The sequence below is a fragment of the Micromonospora sp. NPDC023869 genome (assembly GCF_055559695.1).
This window is the reverse complement of sequence record NZ_JBVHKD010000016.1, coordinates 41,640-65,992: the sequence shown is the minus strand read 5'-3', so window position 1 is coordinate 65,992 and position 24,353 is coordinate 41,640. Positions and strand designations below refer to the sequence as shown.

Here is a 24,353-nt window from a genome sequence, read left to right as displayed (position 1 = left end):
CCGCAGCACCCTCACTCCGCCGGCTTGAGCAGGTACCCGGCGCCACGCAGCGTGTGGATCATCGGCGGACGACCGGCGTCGATCTTCTTGCGCAGGTACGAGATGTACAGCTCGACCACGTTGGCCTGGCCGCCGAAGTCGTAGTTCCACACCCGGTCGAGGATCTGCGCCTTGCTGAGCACCCGACGCGGGTTGCGCATCAGGTAGCGCAGCAGCTCGAACTCGGTGGCGGTGAGCGTGACCAACTGACCGTCCCGGCGTACCTCGTGGCTGTCCTCGTCCAGCGTGAGACCGCCGACGGTGAGGACCGAGTCGGGGCGGGCGGCGACCGCGAACCCGGAGCGACGCAGCAGCGCCCGCAGCCGGGCGATCACCTCCTCCAGGCTGAACGGCTTGGTCACGTAGTCGTCGCCGCCCACGGTCAGCCCGGCGATGCGCTCCTCGACCGCGTCGCGGGCGGTCAGGAACAGCACCGGCAGGGTGGCGCTCTCCGCGCGCAGCCGACGCAGCACCTGGAAGCCGTCGAGGTCGGGGAGCATCACGTCGAGCACCACCGCGTCCGGCTGGAACTGCCGGGCGGCGCGGACCGCCGCCGTCCCGTCCCCGGCGGTGCGGACCTGCCAGCCCTCGTATCGCAGCGCCATCGACAGCAGGTCGGTCAGCGTCGGTTCGTCGTCGACGACCAGCACGCGGACCGGTTCGCCGTCGGGCCGGCGCAGCTCGACGCGGCCCGGCCCGACCGCTCCCTCGCTCATCATGGTCCCCATCGTGAGCGGACGGACTGGGCTCCGCTTGTGCGGTTGCTGTGTGCCGGCTGTGTGGATCCCCCGCGTACGGGTTCGCTCACTCGCTCACGCCGACCGGGTCGGTCCGGACGAAGCGCATCGTCCAGTCCCCCGTGCCGTCGGGCCGCTGCCGCGCATAGAGATGGTCGGCGGCGGGGTCCGGTGCGGACTCCGGCCGGCGCAGCACCCACAGCCGGGGCGGCGCCCCGTCGGGGCCGGCCGGCAACGCCCGGACCAGGTCGTCGGCCGGGCCGCCAACGAAACGTACGGTCACCTCACTCATCGTGTGCTCCGCTCTCCGTTCGTCCGGTTCGTCGCCGTCCCGGCTCGCACGCTAACGCACCGGCCGCCGTCGGAGGCCGGTTTGCCCTGATCAACGACGGGGTACCGTGCCCGACGCCGCGCAGTCAGGTGGAGCACGGCAGGGCAACACGAGGGCGAGGAGCGGTCCATGCGGACGCTGGACGGGCGTTACCGGCTCGAACAGCGCATCGGCGTCGGTGGGATGTCCGAGGTGTGGCGGGCCCACGACACGGTGCTCGACCGGCCGGTCGCGGTGAAGCTGGTGTCGCCGGGTCAGCCGGACGGGGACGCCTCGGTCGAGCGGATCCGCGCCGAGGCCCGCTCGGCGGCCCGCCTGGTGCATCCCAACGTCGCCAGCGTGCACGACTTCGGCACCTGCGCCGGCCTGCCCGGGCGCGAGCAGCCGTACATCGTGATGGAGCTGGCCGAGGGGCTGACGCTCGCCGCGCACCTGCGCGCCGGGCCGCTGGACTGGCAGATCGCGGTCCGGGTCTGCGCCGAGGTCAGCGCGGCGCTGGCCGCCGCCCACGCGCACGGCATCGTGCACCGCGACGTCAAACCGGCGAACGTGATGCTCACCCCGTCCGGGGTGAAGGTGCTCGACTTCGGCATCGCCACTCCGACCGGCACCGCCGACCCCACCCCCGACGGCGTGGTGGTGGGTACGCCCGCGTACCTCGCCCCTGAGCAACTGCGCCGGGCGCCGGCCACCCCGGCCGCCGACATGTACGCCCTCGGTGTGCTGCTCTACTGCTGCCTGGCCGGGCGGCTGCCGTACTCGGCGGACAGCGTCACCCAGTTGCTCGGGCCGCACGGGCGGCAGCCCCCGCGCCCGCTGCCCGAGGTGCCGGGCCTGCCCGCCGAGGTGGCCGACCTGTGCCGGCGCTGCCTCGCCGACGATCCCGACCGGCGGCCGACCAGCCTGGTCACCGCCCTGCTGCTGGCCGAGGCGGTGGACGCCCGGGTGTACGTGCCGATGCACCAGCCCCTGCTGCCCCGTCAGCGCCCGCCGGTGAGCCCGTGGACGGAACGGGCGGCGGCCGAGGTCACCGAGGCCGCACCGCGCGTGCAGTGGAGCCGGCATCCCCGGTGAGTTTCACCCGATCGGGGTCGGGTAGCCGGGCGGGGAGCGACGGGAGGAACGCGATGAGTTCCTGGCTGAACGAGGTTGCCACGGCCACCGCCGAGGGCGGCCACATCCACACCGACGACGAGGCGCTCTCCACCGGCCTCGCCTCTCCGTTGGCGGCGCACTGCAGCGGGCTCACCCCGTCGCAGCTGCTCGCCGCCGCCTTCGCCTCCTGCCTGCACCACGCGGCGGTCGAGGCGGCCGGGGGAATCACCGACGAGGCGCACACCGTGCAGGTACGCGCGGAGGCCAGCCTCGGACGCGACGACGACGGCCGGTACCGGGCCGATGTGCACGCCTCGATCTCGTCGGTGGGCCTGACCCGCCAGCAGCTCACCGAGCTGGTGGAGCAGGCCGACCGGCTGTGGCCGTTCTCCAGCGCCGACGGCGGCCGGCACCGGCTGACGGTCACTCCGGCGGAGAACGGCCGGCACTGACCCGCCTGAACGCCGCCACCGAACCTGCCGATCATGGAGTCGTGGCAGCCGACTCGCGGATCATGGGTGTCATGCCCCCGCCACAGGTCCATGATCGACGGGCGTCCGGGTTCCGAACCTGAGGCGGGAGGGACGGGTGTGGCGGGTGGGGACCGGGGGGCCGACCGGCCGGGCCGGTGACGGCCCGGTGGATCGATGCGACCGTCCACCGTTCGGACGAGGGGCAGCCGTCGACGGATCGACGGCGACGAGATCCCTACTTCGTCCGGTTCGCCCCGGCAAATCCGGCATGGCGGGAACGACGGATAGCCGAAGTGCATCCGCTATCCGGTGAACCGTGCAGTATCGACCGGTCGACAACCACAGATTGTGACGCATGCCACCAAGCGGGCCGGTGGCATCGGGCCGAAGGCTTTCTAGCCTCGGCGGGTGCATCCCGACGACCCCATCGACCAGAAGCTGAACCCCGAGCCACCGGCAAGCCATACGGCCGACGGAGCATCGTCCGAACGGGCGATAGGGCGACACCGACGCGTGGTGACCTCACGTCGTGGCGTCCGCGCCCTGCTGGCCTCCACCCCGGTCCGGGTGGCCCTCGCCACCGGCGTGACCTGCTGCCTCGGCGCGGCGGCGGTGGCGACGGCGAACCGGGACGACGACGAGACCCCCCGGGCCCAGGTCGCCGAGTCGGTGGCCGACCGCGCCCTGGCCGCCGAGGACGACCCCGCCTCCCGCTCCTTCGACCGCAGTCCATCTCCCACGCCGGCCAGCCCGAGCCCCAGCGCGTCGCCGACCGCCTCGCCGACGCCGAAGAAGACGACCTCCCCGAAGCCGAAGAAGACGACCCCGGCCCCGCCGGCCCGCCCCAAGCCGGTCGCCGGGCTGACCCAGGCGCAGATGGACAACGCCAAGGTGATCGTGGAGGTCGGCGAGGACCTCCAGATCCCGCGCCAGGGCCTCGTCGTCGCCGTCGCCACCGCCATGCAGGAGAGCACGCTGCTCAACTACGCCAGCGGTGTGCTGCCCGAGTCGCAGAACTACCCACACCAGGCCATCGGCTGGGACCACGACTCGGTCGGGCTCTTCCAGCAGCGACCCAGCAGCGGCTGGGGCAGCGTCCGCGACCTGATGCGGCCCGCGTACGCCTCGCGCGCCTTCTACGAGGCGCTGCTGAAGGTGCCGGGCTGGCAGCAGATGAGCCTGACCCTGGCTGCCCAGGCCGTGCAGATCTCCGCCTACCCGTACGCGTACGCGCAGCACGAGGAGCGGGCCGCCACCATCGTGGCGGCGCTGACCTGACCCGCCGTCGCCGGTCCGGCCCGTTCTCGCGTCTGCGCGGGCGACAGCCGGACCGGCGGGGCCGGACCGACCGCGACGGCGGTCTCAGGCGCGCTTGGGCAGCACCACGACCCGGCCGAAGAACTCGTCGATGCGGTGCACGACGTCGTTGAAGTCGTCCAGGTCGATCGGCTTGGTGACGTACGCGTTGGCCTGCAACGTGTAGCTGCTGATGATGTCGGTGTCCGCGTTCGACGTGGTCAGCACGACGATCGGAATGGTCCGCAGGTCCTCGTCGTTCTTGACCTCGCCCAGCACCTGACGCCCGTCCATGCGGGGCATGTTCAGGTCGAGCAGGATCACGTCCGGCCGGTGAGCCCCGGCGTGCCGCCCCTCGCGGCGCAGGAACTCCATCGCCTCCTGGCCGTCGCTGACCACGTCGATGACCTTGTCGACGGTCGAGGTGGCCAACGCCTCCTCGATCATGAGCACGTCACCCGGGTCGTCGTCGACGACGAGGATGTGTACCGGGTCAAGGGTGCGTGCGCCCATCGTTGCCTGCCCTCAGGTCGTCGAGGGCGGAGCCTCTCGGCCCCGCGCTGGCGGGAAATCTAGCCGATCCCCGGGCGGTCCGTGGCCGCCGGGTCGACGGCGTCAGCACCGTACCCCAGCACCTCGGCGAGACCCGTCACCTTGAGCACCCGCTCCACCCGGCCGGTCGCGCCGGTGACGCGCAACCAGCCGCCCTCGGCCGCCGCCCGGTTGTCCCCCCGGACGAAGACCGAAATGCCGGTGGAGTCGCAGAACGTGAGGTCCGTCAGGTCGACCAGCAACCGGCGTTCCCCCGAGTCGGCCAGCCGGTCGATGACGGCGTTGAGTTCCCCGGCGGTACTCATGTCGAGTTCGCCGGTGAGCCGGAGGCAGGTCGGCCCGCCACCGAGGCGCTCGGCGTACGTGACGGTGAACGTCACGGTGATCCCTCCCGCCGTACAGAGCCGGATGCTTGCAGTGGCGCAAGTATAGTGCCAGCCTGACGGCCGGCCGGATCTTACGCCCCGGCGGGTGCCGAGCGGGCGCAGCGCGCCGCGACCACCGAGCGTCCCGACCGGAGGTATCCGGCGGCACGGGGGAAGTCCTGCAGAACGCGGGCGTAGTGGCTCAGGACGACGTCCACCGCGACCTCCGGCACGCCGCGACTGTCCAGGACGGCCACCAGCCAGTCGACGAACTCGGTGAACAGCGTGTCGTCGTCGACATAGAGCGCGGCGGCCAGGAAGTCCAGGATGTGGCCGAGGTCGCTGACCGTCGAGTCGAGCTGCGCCGGGCTGTAGTCCCGGGCGGCCGGATGCCGCTGCGCCAGGTCGACCAACGCGCTGTCGATCAGTTCGCCGCGCCGGGCGACCAAAGCGGCGTACTCGTCGTCGGCGAGGTGCGCCAGGCTGGCGGCCGGCGGCCCGGCCCGCAGCGTGCGCTCGTCGGCGAGCAGACGGGCCGCGGTCGGACCGTCGGGCGCCCACAGCACGCCCAGACGCCGCGCCCAGCGGCCGTCCACGCCGAAGCCCCGCCCGCCGACCACCACCGGCACGTCCGCCCGCTGGCAGGCCTGGACCATGCGATGCGCGTGCGGCAACCGCATCGGCAGCGCGCACGCCAGCGCGACCGCGTCCGCGTCGTGCCGGTGCAGGTACGACACCAGGTGCGCGGCCGGCACGCTGGCCCCCAGGAAGGTCACCTGCCAGCCGCGCAGCCGCAGCATCTCGGCGACCAGCCGGGCCGGCAGCGCGTGCCACTCGCCGTCCATGCAGGCCACCACGATCCGGCCCCGGGTCGGCCGCACCTGGCAGTACGCGGCGACCGCCGCCACCACCCGCTCGCTGATGTGGGTGGCGGCGTGTTCCTGGGCCACGCTCCACTCGTTGCGGGCCCACCGCTCCCCCACCTCGGCCTGAGCCGGGGCGACCAGGTCGAGCAGCACCCGTTCGGCCGCCACCCCACCGTCGAGCAGGCCCCGGGCCACCTCGATGGCGGCCGGCTCGTCGGCCTCGGCGAGGCAGTGCAGATACTCCTCGTACGCGGTGGCGTCGAGGACACCCCTGGTCGCGGTGGTCACGACCCGTTCGTCCCGTCCCCGGGCGGGGCGGGCACCGCGTGCAGGTGCCGGTGCGAGCGCGGGCCGGTGCCGGTGGCGCGCAGCGCGAGCACCGCGATGTCGTCGTGGTCGCGGTGGGCCAGCCAGTCGCCGGTGACCTGCTCGATCCGCTCGGCCAGGGCGGGTGCGGGCATCCGCTGGCAGCCGGTGACCGCCTGCACCAGGCGGTCCGTGCCGAGCTGCTCGTCGCCCCGCCGCCCGCCGCGCGCCTCGGTCACCCCGTCGCTGTAGAGCAGGCACGTCTCACCGGGGGCCAGTCGGACGGTGACCTGACCGACGCGCGGGTCCGGCACGACGCCGATGAGCATTCCGCGCAGCGGCAACTGCTCGACCTCGCCGGAGGCGCGCAGCACCAGCGGCGGCAGGTGCCCACCGCCGGCCAGGGTCAGCGACAGTCCGCCGTCGCGGTGCGGCCGGACCACACCCAGCACCAGCGTGGCGAACCGGCCCTGCCCGTGGGCCAGGGTGGTCTCCAGCAACGCGTCGTTGAGCAACTGCAACAGCCGGGCGGGCTGCTGCTCGACCCGGTGCAGCGCGTGCAGGCACTGTCGGAGCTGGCCGGTGAAGACGGCCGCCTCCACGCCCTTGCCGGAGACGTCGCCGAGAAAGAACACCGAGCCGCCGTCGGGCAGCCGGTGCGAGCCGTAGAAGTCGCCGCCGATGCGCAGCCCCGCCTGGGCCGGACGGTACGCCGTACCCCACTGCACGCCCGGCGCCTCCGCCGGTGCCACCGGGAGCAGGCTGGACTGCAGGGTGTCGGCCACCTCCGCCTGCTCGCGATAGAGCAGTGCGGTGGTCAGCGCGGCACCGGCGCGGGCGGCGAACGCGCGGATCAGGTCGACGTCCTCCTCGGCGTACCAGTCGGTGGCCGCGCGGGCCACCAACAGCACACCTGCGGGCGCGTTCCGGCCGGGCAGCTGCACCAGCCGGGCACAGACGTCGGCAGCGGACATCCCGGGCAGCCAGCCCGCCTCGACGGCCTGCTCGACGAGCCAGTCGACGGTGTGCGGCTGGACGCCCTGGAGGCTGTCGGCGACCGCCGGCGGCAGCTCGGTGGCAGAGAGCACGCCCCGGTCCACCACCGGCGCCTCGTCGTCGGCGCGGCTGGCCCGCCACCAGCGGGCCCGGCCGGAACGCGGCGCCATGACCAGCACCGCCACCTCCGCGAGGGTGGGTACGGCGAGCCGGACCACGGCCGCGGCGGCCCGGTCCGGATGCAGCGGGTTGCCCAGCTTCTCGCCGACCACGGCCAGGAAGGCGGATCTGGCCCGCTCGGCCGAGAGCGCGTCGGCGCGTGCGGCGCTCTCGCTGACGTCCTCCACGTACCAGCAGCTCCGACCGGCCGTCAGCGGCACCCGTCGGGCCCGGAGTCGGCGGCCGTGGTGGACGAATTCGGTCAGGTCGGTACGCAGGCCGTCGACCGTGCCGAGCGTGCCGCCGACGGTGATCTCCGGCAGCAGGCGCTCGGCGACCGGGCTCACGTGCCACACGGTGTCGTCGGGACCGCACACCACGAGTCCCTCACGGAGGTGCTCGACCACCTCGGGCCAGTCTGCTGCGGCGTGGGAGCGCTCCAGGGCGGAGAGACCGGCGGGCCGGGGCGCATCTGGACGCCATGCCGAGACCCGGGCGACACGCGGCGGGGTAAACCGTCCGTCGCCGGGCTCGAGATCCCTGACGTCGGCACCCGTCACCAGCTCGGCCCTAACTCCTTGTCGATTCCGCACCCGCGTTGCGCGGGGTGCACGGTCGCGTTCCTTCCACCTACCCTACGCTGCTCCCGCCGCACCGCCACCCGGCAGCGATGCCGGGCGGCCGGGCCTTTCGGAAGCAGGTCCGGGCACGCGTCCGCGCCGGTCGCGCCCGGGAGGCGGGGCAGCTCAGGGATTGTTACGATCCGGAACGCCCCTGCCACCCACCCCTGCGGAAGGCTGATCGTTGCTGTCACACGGTCGGAGACCCGAGTCGACGCCACTGAGCATGTCGGTCGACCGGGCCGATCCCCGGGCACCCGTGATCCGGGTCGGCGGCGACCTGGCCTACACCACGGCGACCCCGCTGCGGGTGGAGATCGACCGGCTGCTGGGCACCGATCCCGCCACGCTCGTGCTCGATTTCGCCGACCTGCAGTTCATCGACAGCACCGGGCTCAGCGTCATCGTGCACGCCTGGCGCGAGGGGCAGCAGCACGGCAGCACGGTGCAGCTGTGCGCGGTGCCGCGTTTCCTGGAGACCATCCTCGACATGACCGGTGTCACCGGACTGCTCGCCCGTGCGGGCGGCGGCGGCGAACCGGCGACCGGACCGGAGGACCAGCCGACCGTCACCGCGTGAAAAGACAGTCTCCGGGGAAAACGCGGACCCCGCGACTTGCGTCAGGCGCACGGGCTGGGAGCATGGAGTCATGTCCTCCTCGCTGTTGGCCATCGAGGTCAGCCGTCTCGACGCCGGGCGCGCCGAGCTGCGGCTGACCGGTGACCTGGACTTCGACAGCGCACCCGACCTGATCGCCGCCGTCACGGAGCTGCACCGTTCCGGCTATCAGCAACTCGTCATCGACCTCGCCGGGGTCGGCCTCTGCGACTCCTCCGGGTTGAGCGCCTTCGTGGTGGCCCACCGCCGAGGGTCCGACCCGATCCGACTGGTCAACGTCAATCCGTCCCTGCGTCAACTGCTGGACCGCACCGGCCTGGCCGAGCTGCTGCAACTGCCACCGGCCGTGGACGGCGACGGCATCACCGCCGTCGGCTGAACGCGCGAGACGCGGCCCGGCAGGGGTGGTCCCCGACCCTGGGACCAGGGGCCGGGGACCGGAGGATGGCTCAGGGCGTCGGCACCGCACGGGTGCCCATGCGCTGCGGCTCGGCGATGCTCTCCGCGTCGTCGGGAGGTCCGGCCTCCGGCGGTTGGAACAGATAACGGACGAACTCCCCGTCCGTGCCGTCGTCTTCCGCGCCGGGCCACTGGCCGGCACAGTCGACACCGATCACCTCCCGGCCGGTGCCGTCGGACTCCTCCAGCAACGCCCACAGCGTCACCGGGTAACACCGGGTGCTCTCGGCGGTCAGACGCCATCGCGCGTACCAGCCCGGTCGGGCGGGGACGATCTCGACAATCTGCTTCATCGGACCTTCCCTTCCGCGTGCCTCGGAAGTTCGTGCCTCACACCGGGTTCTCCGGCCACCCCGATCATCCGGCCGACGCGGGTGAGCGCCCCTCACCCGGGCCGGATGAAGCCCTCCGGCGCGGCCCGGGCGATCGTCTCGCCGTCCCGTGGCGGTCGTTTCCTGCTCGGTGGCAACGGGAACGCGACACGGTGAGGCCCGACGAGAACCGACGGAAGCGAGGTGTCACCGTGCGCAAGCAGATGGAGGGCGACAACCAGCGCCGCCGTGCTCTGGCCCGGCAGGCCCGCGAGCGCGGCATGCAGGCCGCCGACACCGGCGCGAGCCTGAGCGCCTCCAAGCAGCCCACGCACCTGAAGCAGGCCAAGCGCGCCGGTCCGCCGCCGGCCGGAAAGAGCCGCAAACCGGACACGACGCGAGGTGGACCCACACCTCCGCCGGCCGGCGTCGCCGCGAACCCTCGGCCCCGACCCGAGCCGGGCACGAACGCCCCAGGGATCACCAGCATGGGATACCGGGAACTCGTCGACGACGTCGTACGGCGATCCGGGGTCGACTTCCGTACCGCCAAGGTCGGAGTCGAGTCGACCGTGCTCGTGCTGGCCGCGGCCTTGGAGGCCGGCGAGCGCCAGCGACTGCTGCGGGCGGTACCGGCCGGGCTGCACGACGTCGTGCCCGTCGACGGCGTGCGACGTCACCAGGACCTGCCCGGGTTCCTGTCCGAGGTGGGTCGGATCAGCGGCCGTACCCCGGAACAGGCCCGCTACCAGGCCGAGGCCACGCTGGCGGCGCTCGCCGAGCAGGATCGCGACCTGGTCGACTCGCTGGACGTACCGGACGGGTTGCGCGATCTGCTGGCTCCGCCGACAGCCGGCTGATCCCCGCCGCCGGGCGGGCGTCCCCGCCCGGCGGCCGGTCAGCGGGCGTGGCTCGGCAGCTCGGGCGACTCGCTCTCCAGCGGCACCGCGTCGGCGGGGATCAGACCCAACTGCGCCGCCGAGCGGGGCAACGCGGCGTCGAGCAGCCAGTCGGCGCTGACCCGGGCCCGGTTGCCCGGCATCGCCAACAGGTGGTACCCCCGGGTCACCGCCTTCGCCGGCAGACCCGACAACGGCACCTTGAGCGGGTTCGCCGCCGCCTGCTTGCCACCGAGGTCGACCACCCAGCCGAGGTCGTGGTGCTTGTACGGCCGACGCCGCCCCTGCCCGTAGGAGGCGGCGATGTTGTGTGCGGCGAGCTTGCCCTGCCGCTGGGCGTGCTGGGCGGTCATCGTGCAGATCTCGCCGGGCCGGGTCAGGTCGGGCACGGCGGCGGCGTCGCCGCAGGCGTACACCTCGGGGAAGCCGGGCACGTTGAGGTACTCGTCGACGACCAGCCGTCCTTTCTCCGTCCGCAGGCCCAGTTGCGCCACGAACGGGTCGGGGCGTACGCCGACGCACCAGATCAGGGAGCAGGTCGGCACGTACTCCCCGTCGGTGAGGGTGACCCCGTCGGCGGTGGCGACCGCCACCGAGGTGCCCATCCGCACGTCGACCCCGCGTCGGCGCAGCACCCGGTCGGCGGTACGCGACATCCGCCGGTCCAGCTCGGGCAGCACCCGGGGCGCGACGTCCAGCAGCATCCACTTCGGGCGGATCGGCAACCGGGGACGCTGGGCGGTCAACTCGTCGGTGAAGAGCTGCCCGTGCGCGGCCACCTCGGTCCCGGTGTAGCCGGCGCCCACCACCACGAACGTGGCCCGCGCCTGCTGCTCGGCCGGATCCTCGGCCTGCTCGGCCAACTCGATCTGGCGGACCACGTGGTCGTGCAGGTAGAGCGCCTCCGGCAGACCCCGGAAACCGTGCGCGTACTCGGTCACCCCGGGGATGGGCAGCAGCTTGTTGACGCTGCCGACGGCGAGGATCAGCCGGTCGTATGCCAGCCGGTTGCGCTCCCCCTCGGGCTGGGTGAATCCGACCCAGCGGTTCTGCAGGTCGACGTGGTCGGCCTCGCCGATGACCACCCGGACCCCGTTCAGCGTGCCGGTCAGCGGCACCGCGATCCGACCCGGCTCCACCACACCGGCGGCCACCTCGGGCAGCAGCGGCAGATAGAGGAAGTAGTCGGTCGAGTTCAGCAGGACGATCTCGGCCCGGTCGCGGGCCAGCCGGCTCAACGTCTTCGCCGCGTGGTACCCGGCGAAACCGGCCCCCACGATCACCACACGAGGCTTCGTCATTCCGGGCCCGTTCCCACCCCGCGGGCCGACAAACGTCGCCCCGGCGACCTACCGACCCACGGGTCGGTCCGGCGGCATCGGGAACCGGAGGAAGGTGGCGCCCCGCAGGTCCAGCCAGGCCCGGTCCGGCGCGCGGACCAGCCGCAGCATCACGTCCGCGCAGGCCGGACAGCGGGCCACCAGCCCCGGCGCGTGCGAGTAGACCCGCAGTCCGGCCATCGGGCCGGCCGTGCCGCAGTGGGCGCAGCGGCCGGTGGCCGTGCTCAGGTCCACCGCGAACACCTCCCCCAGCGGGCCGTCGAGCATGTTCCCGTCCACGTACGGCAGCGCGGTCATCCGCGGCTCCTCTCAGCCGGTCGGGCCGAAACGTTCGGTGCGTACCCGTCGGGCCGGGTGACCCAGGCCGACGAGCAGGTCGGAGACGGTCTCCACGAAACCGGTCGGTCCGCAGACGTAGACCAGCGGCGTCAGCTCCGGCGGCCAACCGTGCGTGTTGACGTCGGCGAGGCCGAGCCGGTGCGGTTCGCCCGTCCAGCCGTCCGGCGCCTCGCGGGTGTAGACGTACGCGACGTCCAGGCCGGCGTCGTCGCGTACCCGCCGCCGCAGCTCGTCGGCGTAGAACACGTCGGTCGGGGTGCGGACGGAGTAGATCAGCCGGAACGGGGTGCGGCTGCCGGCGGCCCGACGGGCGCGGATCATCGCCATCAGGGGTACCAGCCCCGAGCCACCGGCGACCAGCAGCACCGGGTCGGTCTGCGTCGGCCGCCAGACGAACCAGCCGCCGATCGGGCCGCGCACCTCGATCGGGTCACCCTCGCGGTAGCCGTCGACCAGGAACGGCGACACCTCGCCGTCGGGCACCCGCTGGACGGTCACCTCGATCCGGTCGCCGTCGGCCGGCGCGGCCAGCGAGTACGACCGGGCGGCCTGGTATCCGTCGGATGCGGTGAGCCGCAGGTCCACGTGCTGCCCGGGTACGTGGGCGGGCCAGCCCGGCACCTGGAGCACCAGCGTGTGCGCGGTGGGCGTCTCGACCCGGCGGTGCACCAGCCGGGCCGGCTGCCACCGCATCCGCCCGCTCAATCGCCCTGGTACCGCTGCTCACGCCACGGATCCCCGTAGTCGTGATAGCCGGCGGTCTCCCAGAAACCGGGGGTGTCCTCCAGGCCCAGCCGGATGCCGCGCACCCACTTGGCGGACTTCCAGAAGTACAGGTGCGGCACCAGCAGCCGGGCCGGCCCGCCGTGCTCGGCGGGCAGCTCCGCGTCGTCGTAGGTGTGCACCAGCCAGGCCCGACCGTCCGTCAGGTCCTCCAGCGGCAGGTTGGTGCTATAGCCGCCGTAGGAGTGGGCGAGGGCGTAGTCCGCTGCGGTGTCCACCCCGTCCAGCAGGGTGTCCAGCGAGACGCCCTGCCAGGTGGTGCCGAGCTTCGACCAGCGGGTGACGCAGTGGATGTCGACCGTCGGGGTCTCCTGCGGCAGCGCCATCATCTCGGCCCAGGACCAGCGGTATTCCGTGCCGGTCTCGGTGGTGATGACGAACTCCCAGCTCTCGCGCGGCACCTTCGGTGTGGGGCCGGCGGAGAGCACGGGGAAGTCGGGTGTCAGGTACTGACCGGGTGGCAGGTCCGGTGCGTCGGCGCGTGGCCGACCCTGGAAGCCGGGCGTGACGATACCCACCGCACAGTCGTACCACGCCCGGCCCCGCCGCGGGGCCGGTCACTTCCGTTCGGTGACGACCTCCTTGGAGCCCGGCACCACGTTGCGGGTGGCGCGCAGGCTGGTGATCGTCACGACCGTCAGCACACCGATGATGACCAGCAGGGACGCCACGGTCGGGATCTCCGGCACGCCCTCCCAGATGCCGTGCGCCCAGTGCAGGCCGAGCTTGACGCCGATGAACGCCAGGATGATCGCCAGGCCGTAGGTGAGGTGGACCAGGCGGCTGAGTGCGGCGTGCAGCACGAAGTAGAGCGCCCGCAGGCCCAGCAGCGCGAAGGCGTTGGTGGCGAAGACCAGGTACGGGTCCTCGGTGATGCCGTAGACCGCCGGCACCGAGTCCACCGCGAAGACCACGTCGGTGGCGAAGACGGCCACCACCACCAGCGCCAGCGGAGTGAGAGCGCGGCGGCCGTCGACCCGCACGGTCATCTTGGTGCCGTGGTACTCCTGCACCACCGGCATGAACCGGCGCAGCAGCCGTACCGAGCGCATGTTGCCGATGTCGACCGACTGCTCGTGCCCGGTGAACGCGTCGCGCAGCAGCTTCGCGGCGGTGAACAACAGGATCAACGCGAAGATCAGGAACGCGAAGTCCAGCGTCTGCAACGCCGCCGCACCCAACGCGATGAAGATGCCTCGCAGCACCAACGCCCCGGTGATACCGAAGAGCAGCACCCGCTGCGCCAACTCGGTCGGCACCGCGAACGCCGCCAGCAGCAACATGAACACGAACAGGTTGTCCACCGACAGCGACTTCTCGACCAGGTAACCGGTCAGGTACTCGAAGCCCCGTTCCGAGCCGAACTCGGACCACACCCAGGCACCGAAGGCCAGCGGCAGCGCGATGTAGAAGGTCGACCAGCCCAGTGCCTCCCGCAGGGACACCTCGTGGGGTTTGCGCGTCACCACGAAGTCGAGCACCAGCAGGGCCAGCACGCCCGCGATCGTCACCGCCCAGAGGGTGGGTGTACCCACCGACTGCAAACCGGCAGCAGCGTAGGACAATTCGGACATGGGGCCTCCTCGAACACCGTGTCATGTTCGAGGTCTCCTTCACCCACGTTTCGGTGGGCAACCACCCGAGGCACACCCGGGGTGCGCCGTACTGACCGGTATGGTTCGTGGGAAGTACTCCCCTCGTACCGCCAAGATTAGGACAGCCCGATCCGACCCGCCAGACGGGGGCACCTATCGGCGTCGACCTCATCCGACCAGGTCGGAACGCGCAGTGACGATGCCGGTACCGGACTCGGACACGAGCGCCTATCGTGATGACGGTGACCGCAGAGCAGGCGGCCGGCCCGCTGACCGGAGTACGCGTGGTCGAGTTGGCCGGGATCGGGCCCGGCCCCTTCGCCGCGATGATGCTTGCCGACCTCGGCGCGGACGTGGTCCGGGTGGACCGGGCCACCGACGTGGACCCCTCGGCCTTCGGCACCGCCCATCCCGACCTGCTCAACCGGGGACGACGCTCCGTCGGCGTGGACCTCAAGTCCGCCGGTGGACGCGAGGTGGTGCTGGCCCTGGTCGACGGCGCGGACGCGCTGATCGAGGGATTCCGGCCCGGGGTGACCGAGCGTCTCGGTCTCGGTCCGGCCGACTGCCACGCGGTCAACCCGAAGCTGGTGTACGGCCGGATGACCGGCTGGGGACAGGACGGACCGAGCGCCCCGTACGCCGGGCACGACATCGACTACCTCGCGTTGACCGGCGCGCTGCACGGCATCGGACGGGCCGACGATCGGCCGGTGCCCCCGCTCAACCTGCTCGGCGACTTCGGCGGCGGCGGGATGATGCTGGCCGTGGGCCTGGTCTCCGCGCTCTACGCGGTACGCGGCGGCGCCACCGGCCAGGTGATCGACGCGGCCATCGTGGACGGGGTGGCGGTGCTCGGCACGCAGATCCACGCGTTGCGCGGGCTCGGCCTCTGGCAGGACCCGCGCGGAGTGAACCTGCTCGACGGTGGCGCGCCGTTCTACGACACCTACGAGTGCGCGGACGGGCGGCATGTCGCGGTCGGCGCGTTGGAGCCGCGCTTCTACGAGGAACTGGTCCGCCGCACCGGGTTCCCGCTGCCGGGCGACGAGGCACCGGACCGGACCGACCCGGCGAACTGGCCGGCGTTGCGCGACGCCTGGGCGCGGCTGTTCCGGACGCGTACCCGGGACGAGTGGGCGGCCCTGCTCACCGCCTCCGACGCCTGCGTGGCCCCGGTGCTGGACTGGGCCGAGGCGGCGGAGCATCCGCACCTGGTCGCGCGGGACACGTTCGTGGTCCGGGACGGGGTGGTGCAACCGGCCCCGGCACCCCGCTTCTCCGGCACCCCCACCTCGGTACGCCGCCCGCCGCCCTGGCCGGGCGAGCACACCGACGAGGTCCTCGCCGAGGTCGGCTACGCCCCGGAGCGGGTGGCCGCGCTGCGGGCCGACGGCGCGGTGGGCTGAGTCACCGGCGTCGCAGTGTCGCGCCGGGGGCCAGCGCGGGTTCGACCATGTCGCGGTAGTCGCGGGGCAGTTGGACCATCAGCGTGTCGAACTCGCCGGCCAGCGCCTCGCGCAGCGCGGTGAAGACCGCGCGGACCCCGCCTCGGGCCGCCGACGTCTGCACCCCGAGGCGGAACGCCACCCGGGCGGTGAACTCGTCGGCGTCGAACCGCTGCGCCGCCTCGCCGTCCGGTGTCGCCCGCATCGACTGCCGCAGCGGCACGGGCAGTTGCAGGGCCAGGTCCAGGGCCTCCCCGCCGGTCAACCGCTCGGCCAACGTCGTCAACGTCGCCCGGGTCAGGTCCACCGCCCGCTCGGGCGTGGTGCCGGCCCGCCGGGCGACCTGGTCGACGAACGTGTCGTAGTCCATCGCGTACCCCCTCGGGCGGCGGTTACCCGGCGCGGCGGGCCGGAAACGGCGGCCGATTTTCCCCCGAGGCGGGCGTGACGGCGGCCTCGGCGGGTAACCGCGGCCGGTCGTGGCCCGATCGAAGCCGGGAGGAGCCGAACCCATGGCGAGTTACGCCGACGTCCTGCAGTACCTGTCCGGCCTGGACTACCCCGCCGGCAAGGACGACGTGGTCCGCGAGGCCGAACGCGAGGGTGCGCCGCCGGACGTGGTGCAGGCCCTGCGCGCGCTGCCGCCGGTGGACTACGCGAACATCACCGAGGTGGCCCGTTCCGCGCACATCGACGCGAGCGAGGACGCCGACGACGCGCAGCGCGGCGCGGTCGGACGCGACAAGCGTCACCAACGGGTGTCGCAGCACCTGCGCAGCATCTGATCCGACGGCCGGTCGACGGGCGAACCGCCCGGACCGGCTGTCGGCGTGTCGAGGTCGGTGCCCCCGACAGGACTCCGACAGGCGGGCGCCCCGGCCGCGAACCGCGACCGGGAGCGCCGCTACGTAATCGCCTGCCCTGGTGGCACGGCGAACCCGAACCGGGTCGCCATGACCAGACGGCGACAACCACCCGAACCGGGCGGCTGCTACTGCGACCACCTTACCGCACGCCATCAGCCGAACGGACAGGGGGTGCCGACAAAGGTATTCATCCGGTCGGTTCGGCATACCGTCGCTCCAGATCGACCCGCGCCAGCGCCCCCACGAGCCAGGCGAAGCGCTCCGATTCGCGACTACCGGACAGCGCGGCGAGGTCCTCGGTGGACCGGCCCAGTCCGAGGCGACGGGCCGCGGTCAGGGCACGCCGATCAGCCACCGGCCCGACCTCCCGCCACAGCGCCTGCGCCTCGCGGAGAAACAGGTCCACCGCCTCGCCGTCCACGCCGGGCAGTGCGGCCAGCAGGGCACGCTGCCGAGCCGGGTCGTAACCGGCGGCGGAGCGCAGCCGGCGCAGGTCACCGGCGTACTCGTCGCGCACCGCCCGGGCCAGATCGCCGAGCAGCGCGGCCACCGCGTCCACGTCACCGCGCCGGCCGCGCTCGCGCAGCACCCGGACCAGGTCGGCGTGGGGCGCGCGAGCCAGCCGGGCCGCGCTGTCCCACCCGGCGTCGGGCAGCGCGTGCGCGCTGTCCAGCGCACGCCGGAAGTCGCCCCGGCGGGCCAGCAGGACCGCCAGGCAGAGCACCTGGAACAGGCTGGCGGGGTTGTTGGTGACCCGGAAGCCGTACTGCTCGGCGAAACCCCGGCCGCTGCCGGCGAGCCGCCGGGCCAGACGTCTACGGTCCTCGACGGTGGAGACGGTGCTGGTCATGCCGGCTGTTACCCGCGCCGACGGCGGCCACGCCTACGACGCGGTCAGTGGAAGCCGCCCGAACGGTCCCTGGCCTTGAGCCGGACCGTGGGCAGGGCTGGGGCGGGCAGCGGCGGGTCGGGGTCGTCGGCGACCACCCCGAACCGTCGACCGGCCATCCAGTCCTCCCGGGCGGTGGCGATCTCCTCGTGGCTGCGGCCGACGAAGTTCCACCACATCACCAGCGGCTCCTCGAACGGCGTCCCGCCGAGCAACATCAGCCGGGCACCCGGCCCACCGCACACGGTCAGGGTGTCCCGGCCGGTGCCGAGCCAGAGCAGCGCCCCGGGCTCCAACGCCACGTCGTCCACCTCGGCGGCGCCGTCGAGCACCAGCAGCGCGTACTCGAAGTCGCGGCGCAACGGCACCGCGACCGGACCCGCACCGCGCAGGTCGAGCTGCGCGCCGAGCAGCGGGGTGTGCACCCGGGCCGGCGAGACCTCGCCGCCGAGGTCACCGACCAGCAGGGTGACGTCCAGGTCGCCGTCGCGCCACCGGGGCAGCTCGGCGTGGTGGGCGAAGTCGGCCGCGCCGGCCCGGGCCGGGTCCGGCAGGGCCACCCAGAGCTGCACGCCGTGCATCAGCGGCGGATGGGCGGCCGGTGACCGCTCGGAGTGGGCTATCCCGTGACCGGAGGTCATCACGTTGAGCTGGCCGGGCCGGATCGGTTGCACGTTGCCGAGGCTGTCCCGGTGCAGGATCTCGCCGTCGAGCAGCCAGGTCACGGTCTGCAGGCCGGTGTGCGGGTGCGGGGGCACCTCCATGCCCGGCCGCTGTGCCACGTCGTCGGGACCGAAGTGGTCCACGAAGCACCAGGCGCCGACCATCCGGCGGGTGCGTTGCGGCAGCAGCCGACGCACCGTGGTGTAGCGCCCCAACGGCACGTCGTGGCCGGGCAACAGGACGCTGCCGGGGTCGACGGTGGCCACACCGGGTGGTCGGGTCTGCGCGGGCATCGACTCGGCACGTTCCACCATCCGACTGTACGCCCGTGCGCCGGGCCCGCTCAGCCTCCGCGCACGGTCACCCGGTTCGCGCCCGCCACCAGGTCCAGGAAGATCCGGTCGCCGGCCCGGTCCCACCCCGGCGACCCGAGTACCGTCTGCGGGGCGACGCCGTCGAGGCGCTCGTCGTAGACGGCGATCGCGCCGGCACCGGCGACCGACCGGACGCGGACCGGGACGCTGCCGACCACGGTGACGTCGAACCGGTTGACCCCGCCGGTCACCCGCACCACGACCAGCCCCTCCACGGCGGGCAGCCGCAGCGTGGTCCGGGTCGCCCCACCGGCCAGTTCCAGGCCGCTCAACCGGGCGGCGGCGAGGTCCAGCCGCCGTTCGGTGCTGCCACCGTTGAGCGACACCTGCCAGCGCACCCGGGCGTTGAGCAGCACCTCGACCTCGCCCGGCCCGGTACCGTCCTGGGTCAGCCGCAGCCGCACCCGGTCGCCGGCCAGTTCCGGGCGGAGCCGGGTCACCGACTCGGCCGGTGTGATGATCCGGTACAGCTCCTCCCCCAGGTCCGTCATCCGCAGGTCGAACCGGGACACCCCGTCGACCAGCTCGAAGCTGGCCCGCTGGCGACCCGCAAGCGGCGCGGTCTCGACCTGCTCGGGGCGCTGCGCCGCCGCCCGGGCCGCACCGCCCAGTCCGCTGGTGCCGTCGGGCGCGGCGGTGACCTCCGGCAGGTCGCCGGAGAAGACCCGACCGAGTCGGTGCGGGTCGGAGAGGATCACCACCACGGCGGTCGCGCCCAGCCCGAGCATCAGCACCGCCGCAGCGGCGAGCAGCCGTGCCCCGGCCGACCAGGTCGGCCGTCCGTCCCCGGGCTCGTCCTGGCTCCCGGGCGCCTCCCGGACCCCGGGCTCGTCCTCACCCACGGTCGCGTCGTCACCCACGGTCACGCCGTCGGTGACCCGCATGTCGTCACCGACGGTGGCCGGCGGTGCCGGCACCTCGTCTCCCGACCCCCGTCCCGAGGGTGTCGGACGGTACGCCTCGTGCTCCGACTCGGCCATGCCACGTCCCCTTCCACGGTCCCCTACCAGCAGGTACGCGCCAGGGGGCGGGTCGGATCAGTCAACTCGGCGACGAACCTCGCCCTCGGCCGGCGACTCCAGCCGCCCGGCGACCTTGCCGGCGCAGTCGCCGAGAACCTCCCGGGCGTCCAGGCCCAGGCTCTCGATGGCGACCAGCGCGGTGAACGCCACATCGGCCAGCTCCGCCGCCACGTCCGCCCGGGTGTGCGTGACCCCCTTGCGGGGGTTCTGGCCGAGGAACCCGATCCAGGCGCCCGCCACCTCACCGGCCTCCTCGGTGAGCTTGAGCATCCGGCAGGTCAGCTCCGCCTCACCGGTGCCGTTTGTCACGTCCAGCCAGTCACGCGCAGTGCGTACAGTCGTCCAGATCGTCTCGTCCACGCTGCCAGTGAACCGGACAGTGGTCACCATCCGTATCCGGGGGCACCGCGTAACGGGGCGACAAGGCACGGCACCACGCCGTGCCCGGACCGGAAGGACGTGTCGGTGATGCCGGAGACGGTCGAGTCGGTGTTCGCCAGTGTGGTCAACCGCAACCCGGGTGAGCCCGAGTTCCACCAGGCCGTACGGGAGGTGTTGGAGAGCATCGGCCCAGCGCTCGCGCGCCACCCCGAGTACGCCGACGCCCGGATCATCGAACGGATCTGCGAGCCGGAGCGGCAGGTCATCTTCCGGGTGCCGTGGGAGGACGACCGGGGTCAGGTCCGGGTGAACCGGGGATTCCGGGTGGAGTTCAACAGCGCCCTCGGCCCGTTCAAGGGCGGCCTGCGCTTCCACCCCTCGGTCTACCTGGGCATCGTCAAGTTCCTCGGCTTCGAGCAGATCTTCAAGAACGCGCTGACCGGGCTGCCGATCGGGGCCGGCAAGGGCGGTGCCGACTTCGACCCCAAGGGCTGCTCGGACCGCGAGGTGATGCGGTTCTGCCAGAGCTACATGACCGAGCTGTACCGCCACATCGGCGCGCAGACCGACGTGCCCGCCGGTGACATCGGGGTGGGCGGCCGGGAGATCGGCTACCTGTTCGGCCAGTACAAGCGGATCACCAACCGGTACGAGTCGGGCGTACTCACCGGCAAGGGCCTGTCGTACGGCGGCGCGCAGGCGCGTACCGAGGCCACCGGGTACGGCGCGGCGTTCTTCGCCGAGGAGATGCTCACCCAGAGCGGGGACAGCATGGACGGCAAGCGGGTGGTGGTCTCCGGCGCCGGCAACGTGGCGATCTACGCGATCCAGAAGGTGCACCAGCTCGGCGGCAGGGTGGTCGCCTGCTCCGACTCGTCCGGGTACGTCCTGGACGAGAAGGGCATCGACCTCGACGTGCTGCGGGACCTGAAGGAACGCCGCCGGGACCGGCTCGCCGACTACGTCCGCGAGGTGCCGCACGCGGTCGCCGTCGCGGGGCGTACGCCCTGGGAGGTGCCCTGCGACCTGGCCCTGCCGTGCGCGACGCAGAACGAGATCGGCGGCGCCGAGGCCGCGCAGCTCGTCGCCGGCGGCTGCGTCGCGGTGGTGGAGGGGGCGAACATGCCGACCACCCCGGAGGCGGTCCGCATCCTGGGCCGGGCCGGGGTCCGGTTCGCGCCCGGCAAGGCGGCCAACGCCGGTGGGGTGGCGGTCAGCGCCCTGGAGATGCAGCAGAACGCCGCCCGGGAGTCCTGGACGTTCGCCGAGTCGGAGCAGCGGCTGCGCGAGACCATGCGCGACATCCACACCCGCTGCTGGGCCACCGCCGAGGAGTACGGCCTGCCCGGCGACTACGTGGCCGGCGCCAACATCAACGGCTTCCGCCGAGTAGCCGAAGCCATGCTCGCCCAGGGCCTGATCTAACCCACCCCAGCCCACCCCAGCCCACCCCAGCCCACCCACCCCCACCCCTCCACCCCTCCGCCTCCGCCTCCGCCTCCGCCGCCGTCCCGCACGGTTGATCAAGGAGTTTTGGTGCTCGATGAGCCCTGAAAGCACCGAAACCTCTTGATCAACGGCGCGGGGTGGCGGCGCGGCGCAGGACGGCGGCGCGGGACGGCGGGACGGCGGCGCGGGACGGTCTACATCGGGTGGATGGCGGTGATGGTGGGGAGGACCGCGACGACGTCGAAGCTGTGCCGGGGTGAGGGCAGCTCGTGGTAGTGCTCCTCGTCGCGCTCGGGGTCGTACATCCCGGAGATCACCCGGGTCCGCGCGGGCCGACCGAGCAGCGGGGTGACCTCGGTCGGCTGCGGCGAGTGCAGGGCCACCACAGTGACGTCGTCGTCCTCGCCGGTCAGCAGCACCGCCTCCAGCGAGTCCGGGCTCGCCGGAGGAAGGTCGCGGCCGGGAATCCGGCCGTGGCCGAAGGTGAGATGGACGGCGGCGTACCCGTCTCCGAGCGCCGCCCGGAGATGGCCGCCGGTCATGACCTCGTGCGCCGCGACGCGCGCGCTGCCCTCCCAGAAGACGATGCGGTCACCGGTTCGCCGCTGGTGTGCGAGGAGCCGATCGGCAGCGGCCCGTTCCTCCCGCGCCAGGTCGTGTCCCACGCCGATGGCATTGGCATGGTGCGCCACGATCGCATCGAGCACCGACAGCGCTTCGTCACGTTCCGGGCCCGGGTCGAGCCCGGCGACCAGGTCCTGGGCGGTGCGGGCGAGGTCGACGAAGGGCGTGCCGGGATGGGTGCCGCGCGCACGGCGGACGTGCTCGCCGTCGTCGTGGGCGGTGCGGATGACGTCGAACACGTCCTTGACGCGGGTGGCCGTCGTCGCGTCCCGCCGCGCGAGCAGCCCCACGACACGGTCGTAGTCGGCGGGCAACACGCGCGAACCACCGATCGCGATGATCCGCACCGGATCCGCCGGGTGCCGCTCGTTGTCCCGGCGCAGCCGACCGAGTGCCTCGCGCATCTCGGTCGTCCGCCACGGCCCCCACGCCTGGCCGAACGTCGCATCGAGATCGATCTCCTTCCCCTGGACGAACTCGTCGTACCGCTCACCGATCCGCGGGTTGTCGAGCACCGCGATGACGCGGAATCCGGATTCGATCAGCGCGTGGGTGGTCTGCTCGACGAGGCCGAAGAGTTCGTGCGCCTCGCGGGTGGAGGTGCCCAGACCGACGATCGTGGCGTGGTCGACGAGGGATGAGATGCGGTGCCCGGTCTGCCGGAGGTCGTACGTTCGTCCGCTCATACGACGCACGATCACGGTTCAACATATGGTGAAGTCAAGGCCGTGCGGGTGCTCATCGGACCGGTTCGGCGCGCCCGATGTCGCAGAGCCTGGTGCCCGATTCCAGGGCGGCGAGGTGCGTGCGGAGGTCGGCCAGTCGTTCCTCGGCCTCGCTGACCAGCCGGTGGGCGACCTGACCCCACTCCTCGGGCGTCGGGTTCGCCGTCAGGCCGCCGAAGAGGGCGGCGATCTCGCGCACGGTCATGCCGACCCGCTGGGCGACCCGGGCGATCTCGATGCGGCACACGGCCGACTCCTCGAAGCGGCGTTGGTTGCCTGCGGTGCGGACTGCGGTGATCACGCCATGGCTCTCGTAGAACCGTACGGCGGACGGGGCGACGCGGCTGCGGACGGCGACGTCGCCGACGGTGAGCGTCATCGAGGAAGCCAGCTTCACGGTCATGTCCGCACCGTAGTCACGCCCCGACTTGACTTCAACCAATGTTCAACATGGAACCTCGCTGCCATGACCGCTTCGCATGAACAGCACGACGGCACCCCACCCGGCTTACGCGTGGCGGTGATCTCCGCGAGCGTGCGCAAGGACCGGATGGGGCCGACGATCGCCGACTGGGTCGTCGCCGCGCTGGGGAGTTCCGCCGACGTCGATCTGATCGACCTGGCCGACACGCCCCTGCCCGACGACAGTCTCCTGTATCCGGGCGGTGGGACGAAGAGCGCCGTGGCCGACCGGATCGACGCGGCCGACGCCTTCGTCTTCGTGATGCCGGAGTACAACCACAGCTACCCGGCCTCACTCAAGCGCCTGATCGACTGGCACTACGCGGAGTGGCGCCTGAAGCCCGCGACGATCGTGGCGTACGGCGTGCACGGCGGATACGCCGCTATCGAGCAGCTCCGCGGCGTGCTGGCCGAACTCAACGTCGTGACCACCCGCCGGGTCATCGGCCTGCCCTCGCCGTGGAACTGCCTGAACGACCAGCAGCGGTACGCGCCGGACGACCGCCTCTGCCGCGGCCTGGCCGGCTGTCTCGACGAGCTGCGGTGGTGGGCCGACGTGCTGGCCGACGCCCGCCGCACCCGCCCCTTCCCGGCGTAGCACCGGCGGGGGCGAGGCGCGGGGTGGTACGAGACGGTGCCGGTGCCCGCCGGAGGGATCGGCAGGCACCGGCACCGGTGCTCACTGCGGGACGGACCCGCGGTGTCGGATCAGTTCACGCTGCCGAAGCGGCGGCGGCGCCAGAGCACCGTGCCGAGCAGCATGACCGCGCCCGCGGCGACGAGACCGCCACCGACCTTCATCGGCGTGCTCGTGCTGCTGCCGGTGACCGGCAGGTGCGGCTTCTTCTTGTGCAGCACCCGGAGTTCGGTCGACGCGGTCCGGCCGGACTCCCGGCCGACGGCGGTGAAGGTGAGCAGACCGGTCACCGACGGGGTGTACCGGCGGCTGAACTCGCCACGCGCGTTGGTCCGGGCCGTGAAGGTCAGCGGCGCGCTGGCCTGGAAGGCGACCGGGGCCATCGCGACGGTGCTGCCGTCGCTGCGGCGGGCGGTGCCGGCGGCGGGTGCCGCCAGCGGCTGGGTGGTGACGGTGATGTCGACCGTCTCGTTCGGGCCGAAGTTGCGGCCGGTCAGGATGACCGTCTCACCGAGGAAGATGGTGGGTCGGTTCACCGTGAGCGAGGCCAGCACCGGCGGGTAGGGCGGTGGCTGGGGTGTTCCACTCACGGATGGCGTCGGCTGCGGCTGCGCCGCCCCCGCCGCGGTCGGC

The 24,353-nt window shown here is 72.8% G+C and carries 29 protein-coding genes and 1 pseudogene; 10 read left to right on the top strand and 20 right to left on the bottom strand.

Features of this window, described 5'->3' with window-relative positions:
- Positions 1-11: 11 nt before the first annotated feature.
- Both ACZ31C_RS29670 and ACZ31C_RS29665 read right to left on the bottom strand, forming a co-directional pair.
- Positions 12-758 carry a response regulator transcription factor gene (locus ACZ31C_RS29670; RefSeq protein ID WP_396747647.1) on the bottom strand — a complete coding sequence of 249 codons (747 nt, stop codon included), beginning with the start codon at positions 756-758 and terminating at the stop codon, positions 12-14.
- An 85-nt stretch (positions 759-843) separates the two neighbouring features.
- A complete protein-coding gene (locus ACZ31C_RS29665; protein WP_396747644.1) occupies positions 844-1,068 on the bottom strand; it encodes a hypothetical protein in 225 nt (74 codons plus the stop codon).
- 168 nt (positions 1,069-1,236) lie between these two features.
- Here ACZ31C_RS29665 and ACZ31C_RS29660 point away from each other — a divergent pair, with 168 nt between their 5' ends.
- From ACZ31C_RS29660 to ACZ31C_RS29650, 3 genes are all read left to right on the top strand, one after another.
- Positions 1,237-2,181, top strand: a complete 945-nt coding sequence (locus ACZ31C_RS29660) for a serine/threonine-protein kinase (RefSeq protein ID WP_396747641.1) — start codon at positions 1,237-1,239, stop codon at positions 2,179-2,181.
- Between the two features lie 53 nt (positions 2,182-2,234).
- Positions 2,235-2,654 (top strand): OsmC family protein, encoded by a 420-nt coding sequence (locus ACZ31C_RS29655; protein WP_465798087.1) that lies wholly within the window; start codon positions 2,235-2,237, stop codon positions 2,652-2,654.
- A 429-nt stretch (positions 2,655-3,083) separates the two neighbouring features.
- Positions 3,084-3,953, top strand: coding sequence for a hypothetical protein (locus ACZ31C_RS29650; protein ID WP_465798086.1), 870 nt, complete (start codon positions 3,084-3,086; stop codon positions 3,951-3,953).
- 84 nt (positions 3,954-4,037) lie between these two features.
- Here ACZ31C_RS29650 and ACZ31C_RS29645 read toward each other — a convergent pair whose 3' ends face one another.
- The 4 genes from ACZ31C_RS29645 to ACZ31C_RS29630 form a co-directional block, all read right to left on the bottom strand.
- Complete coding sequence (locus ACZ31C_RS29645) at positions 4,038-4,484, bottom strand: response regulator (RefSeq protein WP_431729366.1); 447 nt, start codon at positions 4,482-4,484, stop codon at positions 4,038-4,040.
- A gap of 59 nt (positions 4,485-4,543) precedes the next feature.
- A complete protein-coding gene (locus ACZ31C_RS29640) occupies positions 4,544-4,903 on the bottom strand; it encodes an STAS domain-containing protein (RefSeq protein WP_465798085.1) in 360 nt (119 codons plus the stop codon).
- A gap of 77 nt (positions 4,904-4,980) precedes the next feature.
- Positions 4,981-6,042 (bottom strand): cobalamin B12-binding domain-containing protein, encoded by a 1,062-nt coding sequence (locus ACZ31C_RS29635; protein ID WP_465798084.1) that lies wholly within the window; start codon positions 6,040-6,042, stop codon positions 4,981-4,983.
- Complete coding sequence (locus tag ACZ31C_RS29630; RefSeq protein ID WP_465798083.1) at positions 6,039-7,622, bottom strand: PP2C family protein-serine/threonine phosphatase; 1,584 nt, start codon at positions 7,620-7,622, stop codon at positions 6,039-6,041. The genes ACZ31C_RS29635 and ACZ31C_RS29630 overlap by 4 nt, the downstream gene beginning before the upstream one ends.
- A gap of 439 nt (positions 7,623-8,061) precedes the next feature.
- Between ACZ31C_RS29630 and ACZ31C_RS29625 the strand changes: the two genes are divergently transcribed.
- Both ACZ31C_RS29625 and ACZ31C_RS29620 read left to right on the top strand, forming a co-directional pair.
- Positions 8,062-8,415, top strand: a complete 354-nt coding sequence (locus tag ACZ31C_RS29625) for an STAS domain-containing protein (protein WP_465798082.1) — start codon at positions 8,062-8,064, stop codon at positions 8,413-8,415.
- Between the two features lie 70 nt (positions 8,416-8,485).
- On the top strand, positions 8,486-8,833 hold the full coding sequence (locus ACZ31C_RS29620; RefSeq protein ID WP_465798081.1) for an STAS domain-containing protein: 348 nt from the start codon (positions 8,486-8,488) through the stop codon (positions 8,831-8,833).
- Positions 8,834-8,903: 70 nt separating this feature from the next.
- Here the strand turns inward: ACZ31C_RS29620 and ACZ31C_RS29615 are convergent, their stop codons facing one another.
- The gene (locus ACZ31C_RS29615) at positions 8,904-9,206 is read right to left on the bottom strand and encodes a hypothetical protein (RefSeq protein WP_465798080.1); all 303 of its coding nucleotides are present in this window, start codon (positions 9,204-9,206) and stop codon (positions 8,904-8,906) included.
- A 230-nt stretch (positions 9,207-9,436) separates the two neighbouring features.
- On the opposite strand from ACZ31C_RS29615, the pseudogene ACZ31C_RS29610 reads away from it, so the two are divergent.
- Positions 9,437-10,081: pseudogene (locus tag ACZ31C_RS29610) on the top strand (DUF2267 domain-containing protein); the annotation flags it as partial.
- Positions 10,082-10,122: 41 nt separating this feature from the next.
- Here ACZ31C_RS29610 and ACZ31C_RS29605 read toward each other — a convergent pair.
- From ACZ31C_RS29605 to ACZ31C_RS29585, 5 genes are read right to left on the bottom strand one after another with little or no spacing between them, the layout of a single operon-like run.
- On the bottom strand, positions 10,123-11,424 hold the full coding sequence (locus ACZ31C_RS29605) for an NAD(P)/FAD-dependent oxidoreductase (protein ID WP_396747611.1): 1,302 nt from the start codon (positions 11,422-11,424) through the stop codon (positions 10,123-10,125).
- 48 nt (positions 11,425-11,472) lie between these two features.
- Positions 11,473-11,760 carry a DUF6510 family protein gene (locus ACZ31C_RS29600; protein WP_449951442.1) on the bottom strand — a complete coding sequence of 96 codons (288 nt, stop codon included), beginning with the start codon at positions 11,758-11,760 and terminating at the stop codon, positions 11,473-11,475.
- A 12-nt stretch (positions 11,761-11,772) separates the two neighbouring features.
- Positions 11,773-12,495 carry a ferredoxin reductase gene (locus tag ACZ31C_RS29595; RefSeq protein ID WP_465798079.1) on the bottom strand — a complete coding sequence of 241 codons (723 nt, stop codon included), beginning with the start codon at positions 12,493-12,495 and terminating at the stop codon, positions 11,773-11,775.
- A gap of 8 nt (positions 12,496-12,503) precedes the next feature.
- Complete coding sequence (locus ACZ31C_RS29590) at positions 12,504-13,103, bottom strand: sulfite oxidase-like oxidoreductase (protein ID WP_396747603.1); 600 nt, start codon at positions 13,101-13,103, stop codon at positions 12,504-12,506.
- A 39-nt stretch (positions 13,104-13,142) separates the two neighbouring features.
- On the bottom strand, positions 13,143-14,159 hold the full coding sequence (locus ACZ31C_RS29585) for a TerC/Alx family metal homeostasis membrane protein (protein WP_131055065.1): 1,017 nt from the start codon (positions 14,157-14,159) through the stop codon (positions 13,143-13,145).
- Between the two features lie 257 nt (positions 14,160-14,416).
- Here ACZ31C_RS29585 and ACZ31C_RS29580 point away from each other — a divergent pair, with 257 nt between their 5' ends.
- Positions 14,417-15,589 (top strand): CaiB/BaiF CoA transferase family protein, encoded by a 1,173-nt coding sequence (locus ACZ31C_RS29580; RefSeq protein ID WP_465798078.1) that lies wholly within the window; start codon positions 14,417-14,419, stop codon positions 15,587-15,589.
- 1 nt (position 15,590) lies between these two features.
- On the opposite strand, the gene ACZ31C_RS29575 is transcribed toward ACZ31C_RS29580, so the two are convergent.
- Positions 15,591-15,998 (bottom strand): DUF2267 domain-containing protein, encoded by a 408-nt coding sequence (locus ACZ31C_RS29575; RefSeq protein WP_465798077.1) that lies wholly within the window; start codon positions 15,996-15,998, stop codon positions 15,591-15,593.
- 142 nt (positions 15,999-16,140) lie between these two features.
- Between ACZ31C_RS29575 and ACZ31C_RS29570 the strand changes: the two genes are divergently transcribed.
- A complete protein-coding gene (locus ACZ31C_RS29570) occupies positions 16,141-16,413 on the top strand; it encodes a DUF2795 domain-containing protein (RefSeq protein WP_465798076.1) in 273 nt (90 codons plus the stop codon).
- A gap of 268 nt (positions 16,414-16,681) precedes the next feature.
- Here ACZ31C_RS29570 and ACZ31C_RS29565 read toward each other — a convergent pair whose 3' ends face one another.
- From ACZ31C_RS29565 to ACZ31C_RS29550, 4 genes are read right to left on the bottom strand one after another with little or no spacing between them, the layout of a single operon-like run.
- Positions 16,682-17,344 (bottom strand): hypothetical protein, encoded by a 663-nt coding sequence (locus tag ACZ31C_RS29565; RefSeq protein WP_465798075.1) that lies wholly within the window; start codon positions 17,342-17,344, stop codon positions 16,682-16,684.
- A 44-nt stretch (positions 17,345-17,388) separates the two neighbouring features.
- On the bottom strand, positions 17,389-18,357 hold the full coding sequence (locus ACZ31C_RS29560) for a pirin family protein (RefSeq protein WP_465798074.1): 969 nt from the start codon (positions 18,355-18,357) through the stop codon (positions 17,389-17,391).
- A gap of 32 nt (positions 18,358-18,389) precedes the next feature.
- Positions 18,390-19,400, bottom strand: coding sequence for a hypothetical protein (locus ACZ31C_RS29555; RefSeq protein WP_465798073.1), 1,011 nt, complete (start codon positions 19,398-19,400; stop codon positions 18,390-18,392).
- Positions 19,401-19,457: 57 nt separating this feature from the next.
- Positions 19,458-19,802: a MazG-like family protein gene (locus ACZ31C_RS29550; RefSeq protein ID WP_396747586.1), complete on the bottom strand. Its 345-nt coding sequence runs from the start codon at positions 19,800-19,802 to the stop codon at positions 19,458-19,460.
- 108 nt (positions 19,803-19,910) lie between these two features.
- Here ACZ31C_RS29550 and gdhA point away from each other — a divergent pair, with 108 nt between their 5' ends.
- Positions 19,911-21,248 carry an NADP-specific glutamate dehydrogenase gene (gdhA, locus tag ACZ31C_RS29545; protein ID WP_465798125.1) on the top strand — a complete coding sequence of 446 codons (1,338 nt, stop codon included), beginning with the start codon at positions 19,911-19,913 and terminating at the stop codon, positions 21,246-21,248.
- Between the two features lie 218 nt (positions 21,249-21,466).
- On the opposite strand, the gene ACZ31C_RS29540 is transcribed toward gdhA, so the two are convergent.
- Both ACZ31C_RS29540 and ACZ31C_RS29535 read right to left on the bottom strand, forming a co-directional pair.
- Positions 21,467-22,582, bottom strand: coding sequence for an erythromycin esterase family protein (locus tag ACZ31C_RS29540; protein WP_465798072.1), 1,116 nt, complete (start codon positions 22,580-22,582; stop codon positions 21,467-21,469).
- A 52-nt stretch (positions 22,583-22,634) separates the two neighbouring features.
- Positions 22,635-23,024: a MerR family transcriptional regulator gene (locus ACZ31C_RS29535; protein ID WP_465798071.1), complete on the bottom strand. Its 390-nt coding sequence runs from the start codon at positions 23,022-23,024 to the stop codon at positions 22,635-22,637.
- 63 nt (positions 23,025-23,087) lie between these two features.
- Here ACZ31C_RS29535 and ACZ31C_RS29530 point away from each other — a divergent pair, with 63 nt between their 5' ends.
- Positions 23,088-23,681: an NADPH-dependent FMN reductase gene (locus tag ACZ31C_RS29530; RefSeq protein ID WP_465798070.1), complete on the top strand. Its 594-nt coding sequence runs from the start codon at positions 23,088-23,090 to the stop codon at positions 23,679-23,681.
- Between the two features lie 110 nt (positions 23,682-23,791).
- Here ACZ31C_RS29530 and ACZ31C_RS29525 read toward each other — a convergent pair whose 3' ends face one another.
- Entirely contained in the window at positions 23,792-24,310 is a 519-nt protein-coding gene (locus ACZ31C_RS29525; protein WP_465798069.1) for a hypothetical protein, read from the bottom strand.
- Between the last annotated feature and the right edge of the window lie 43 nt (positions 24,311-24,353).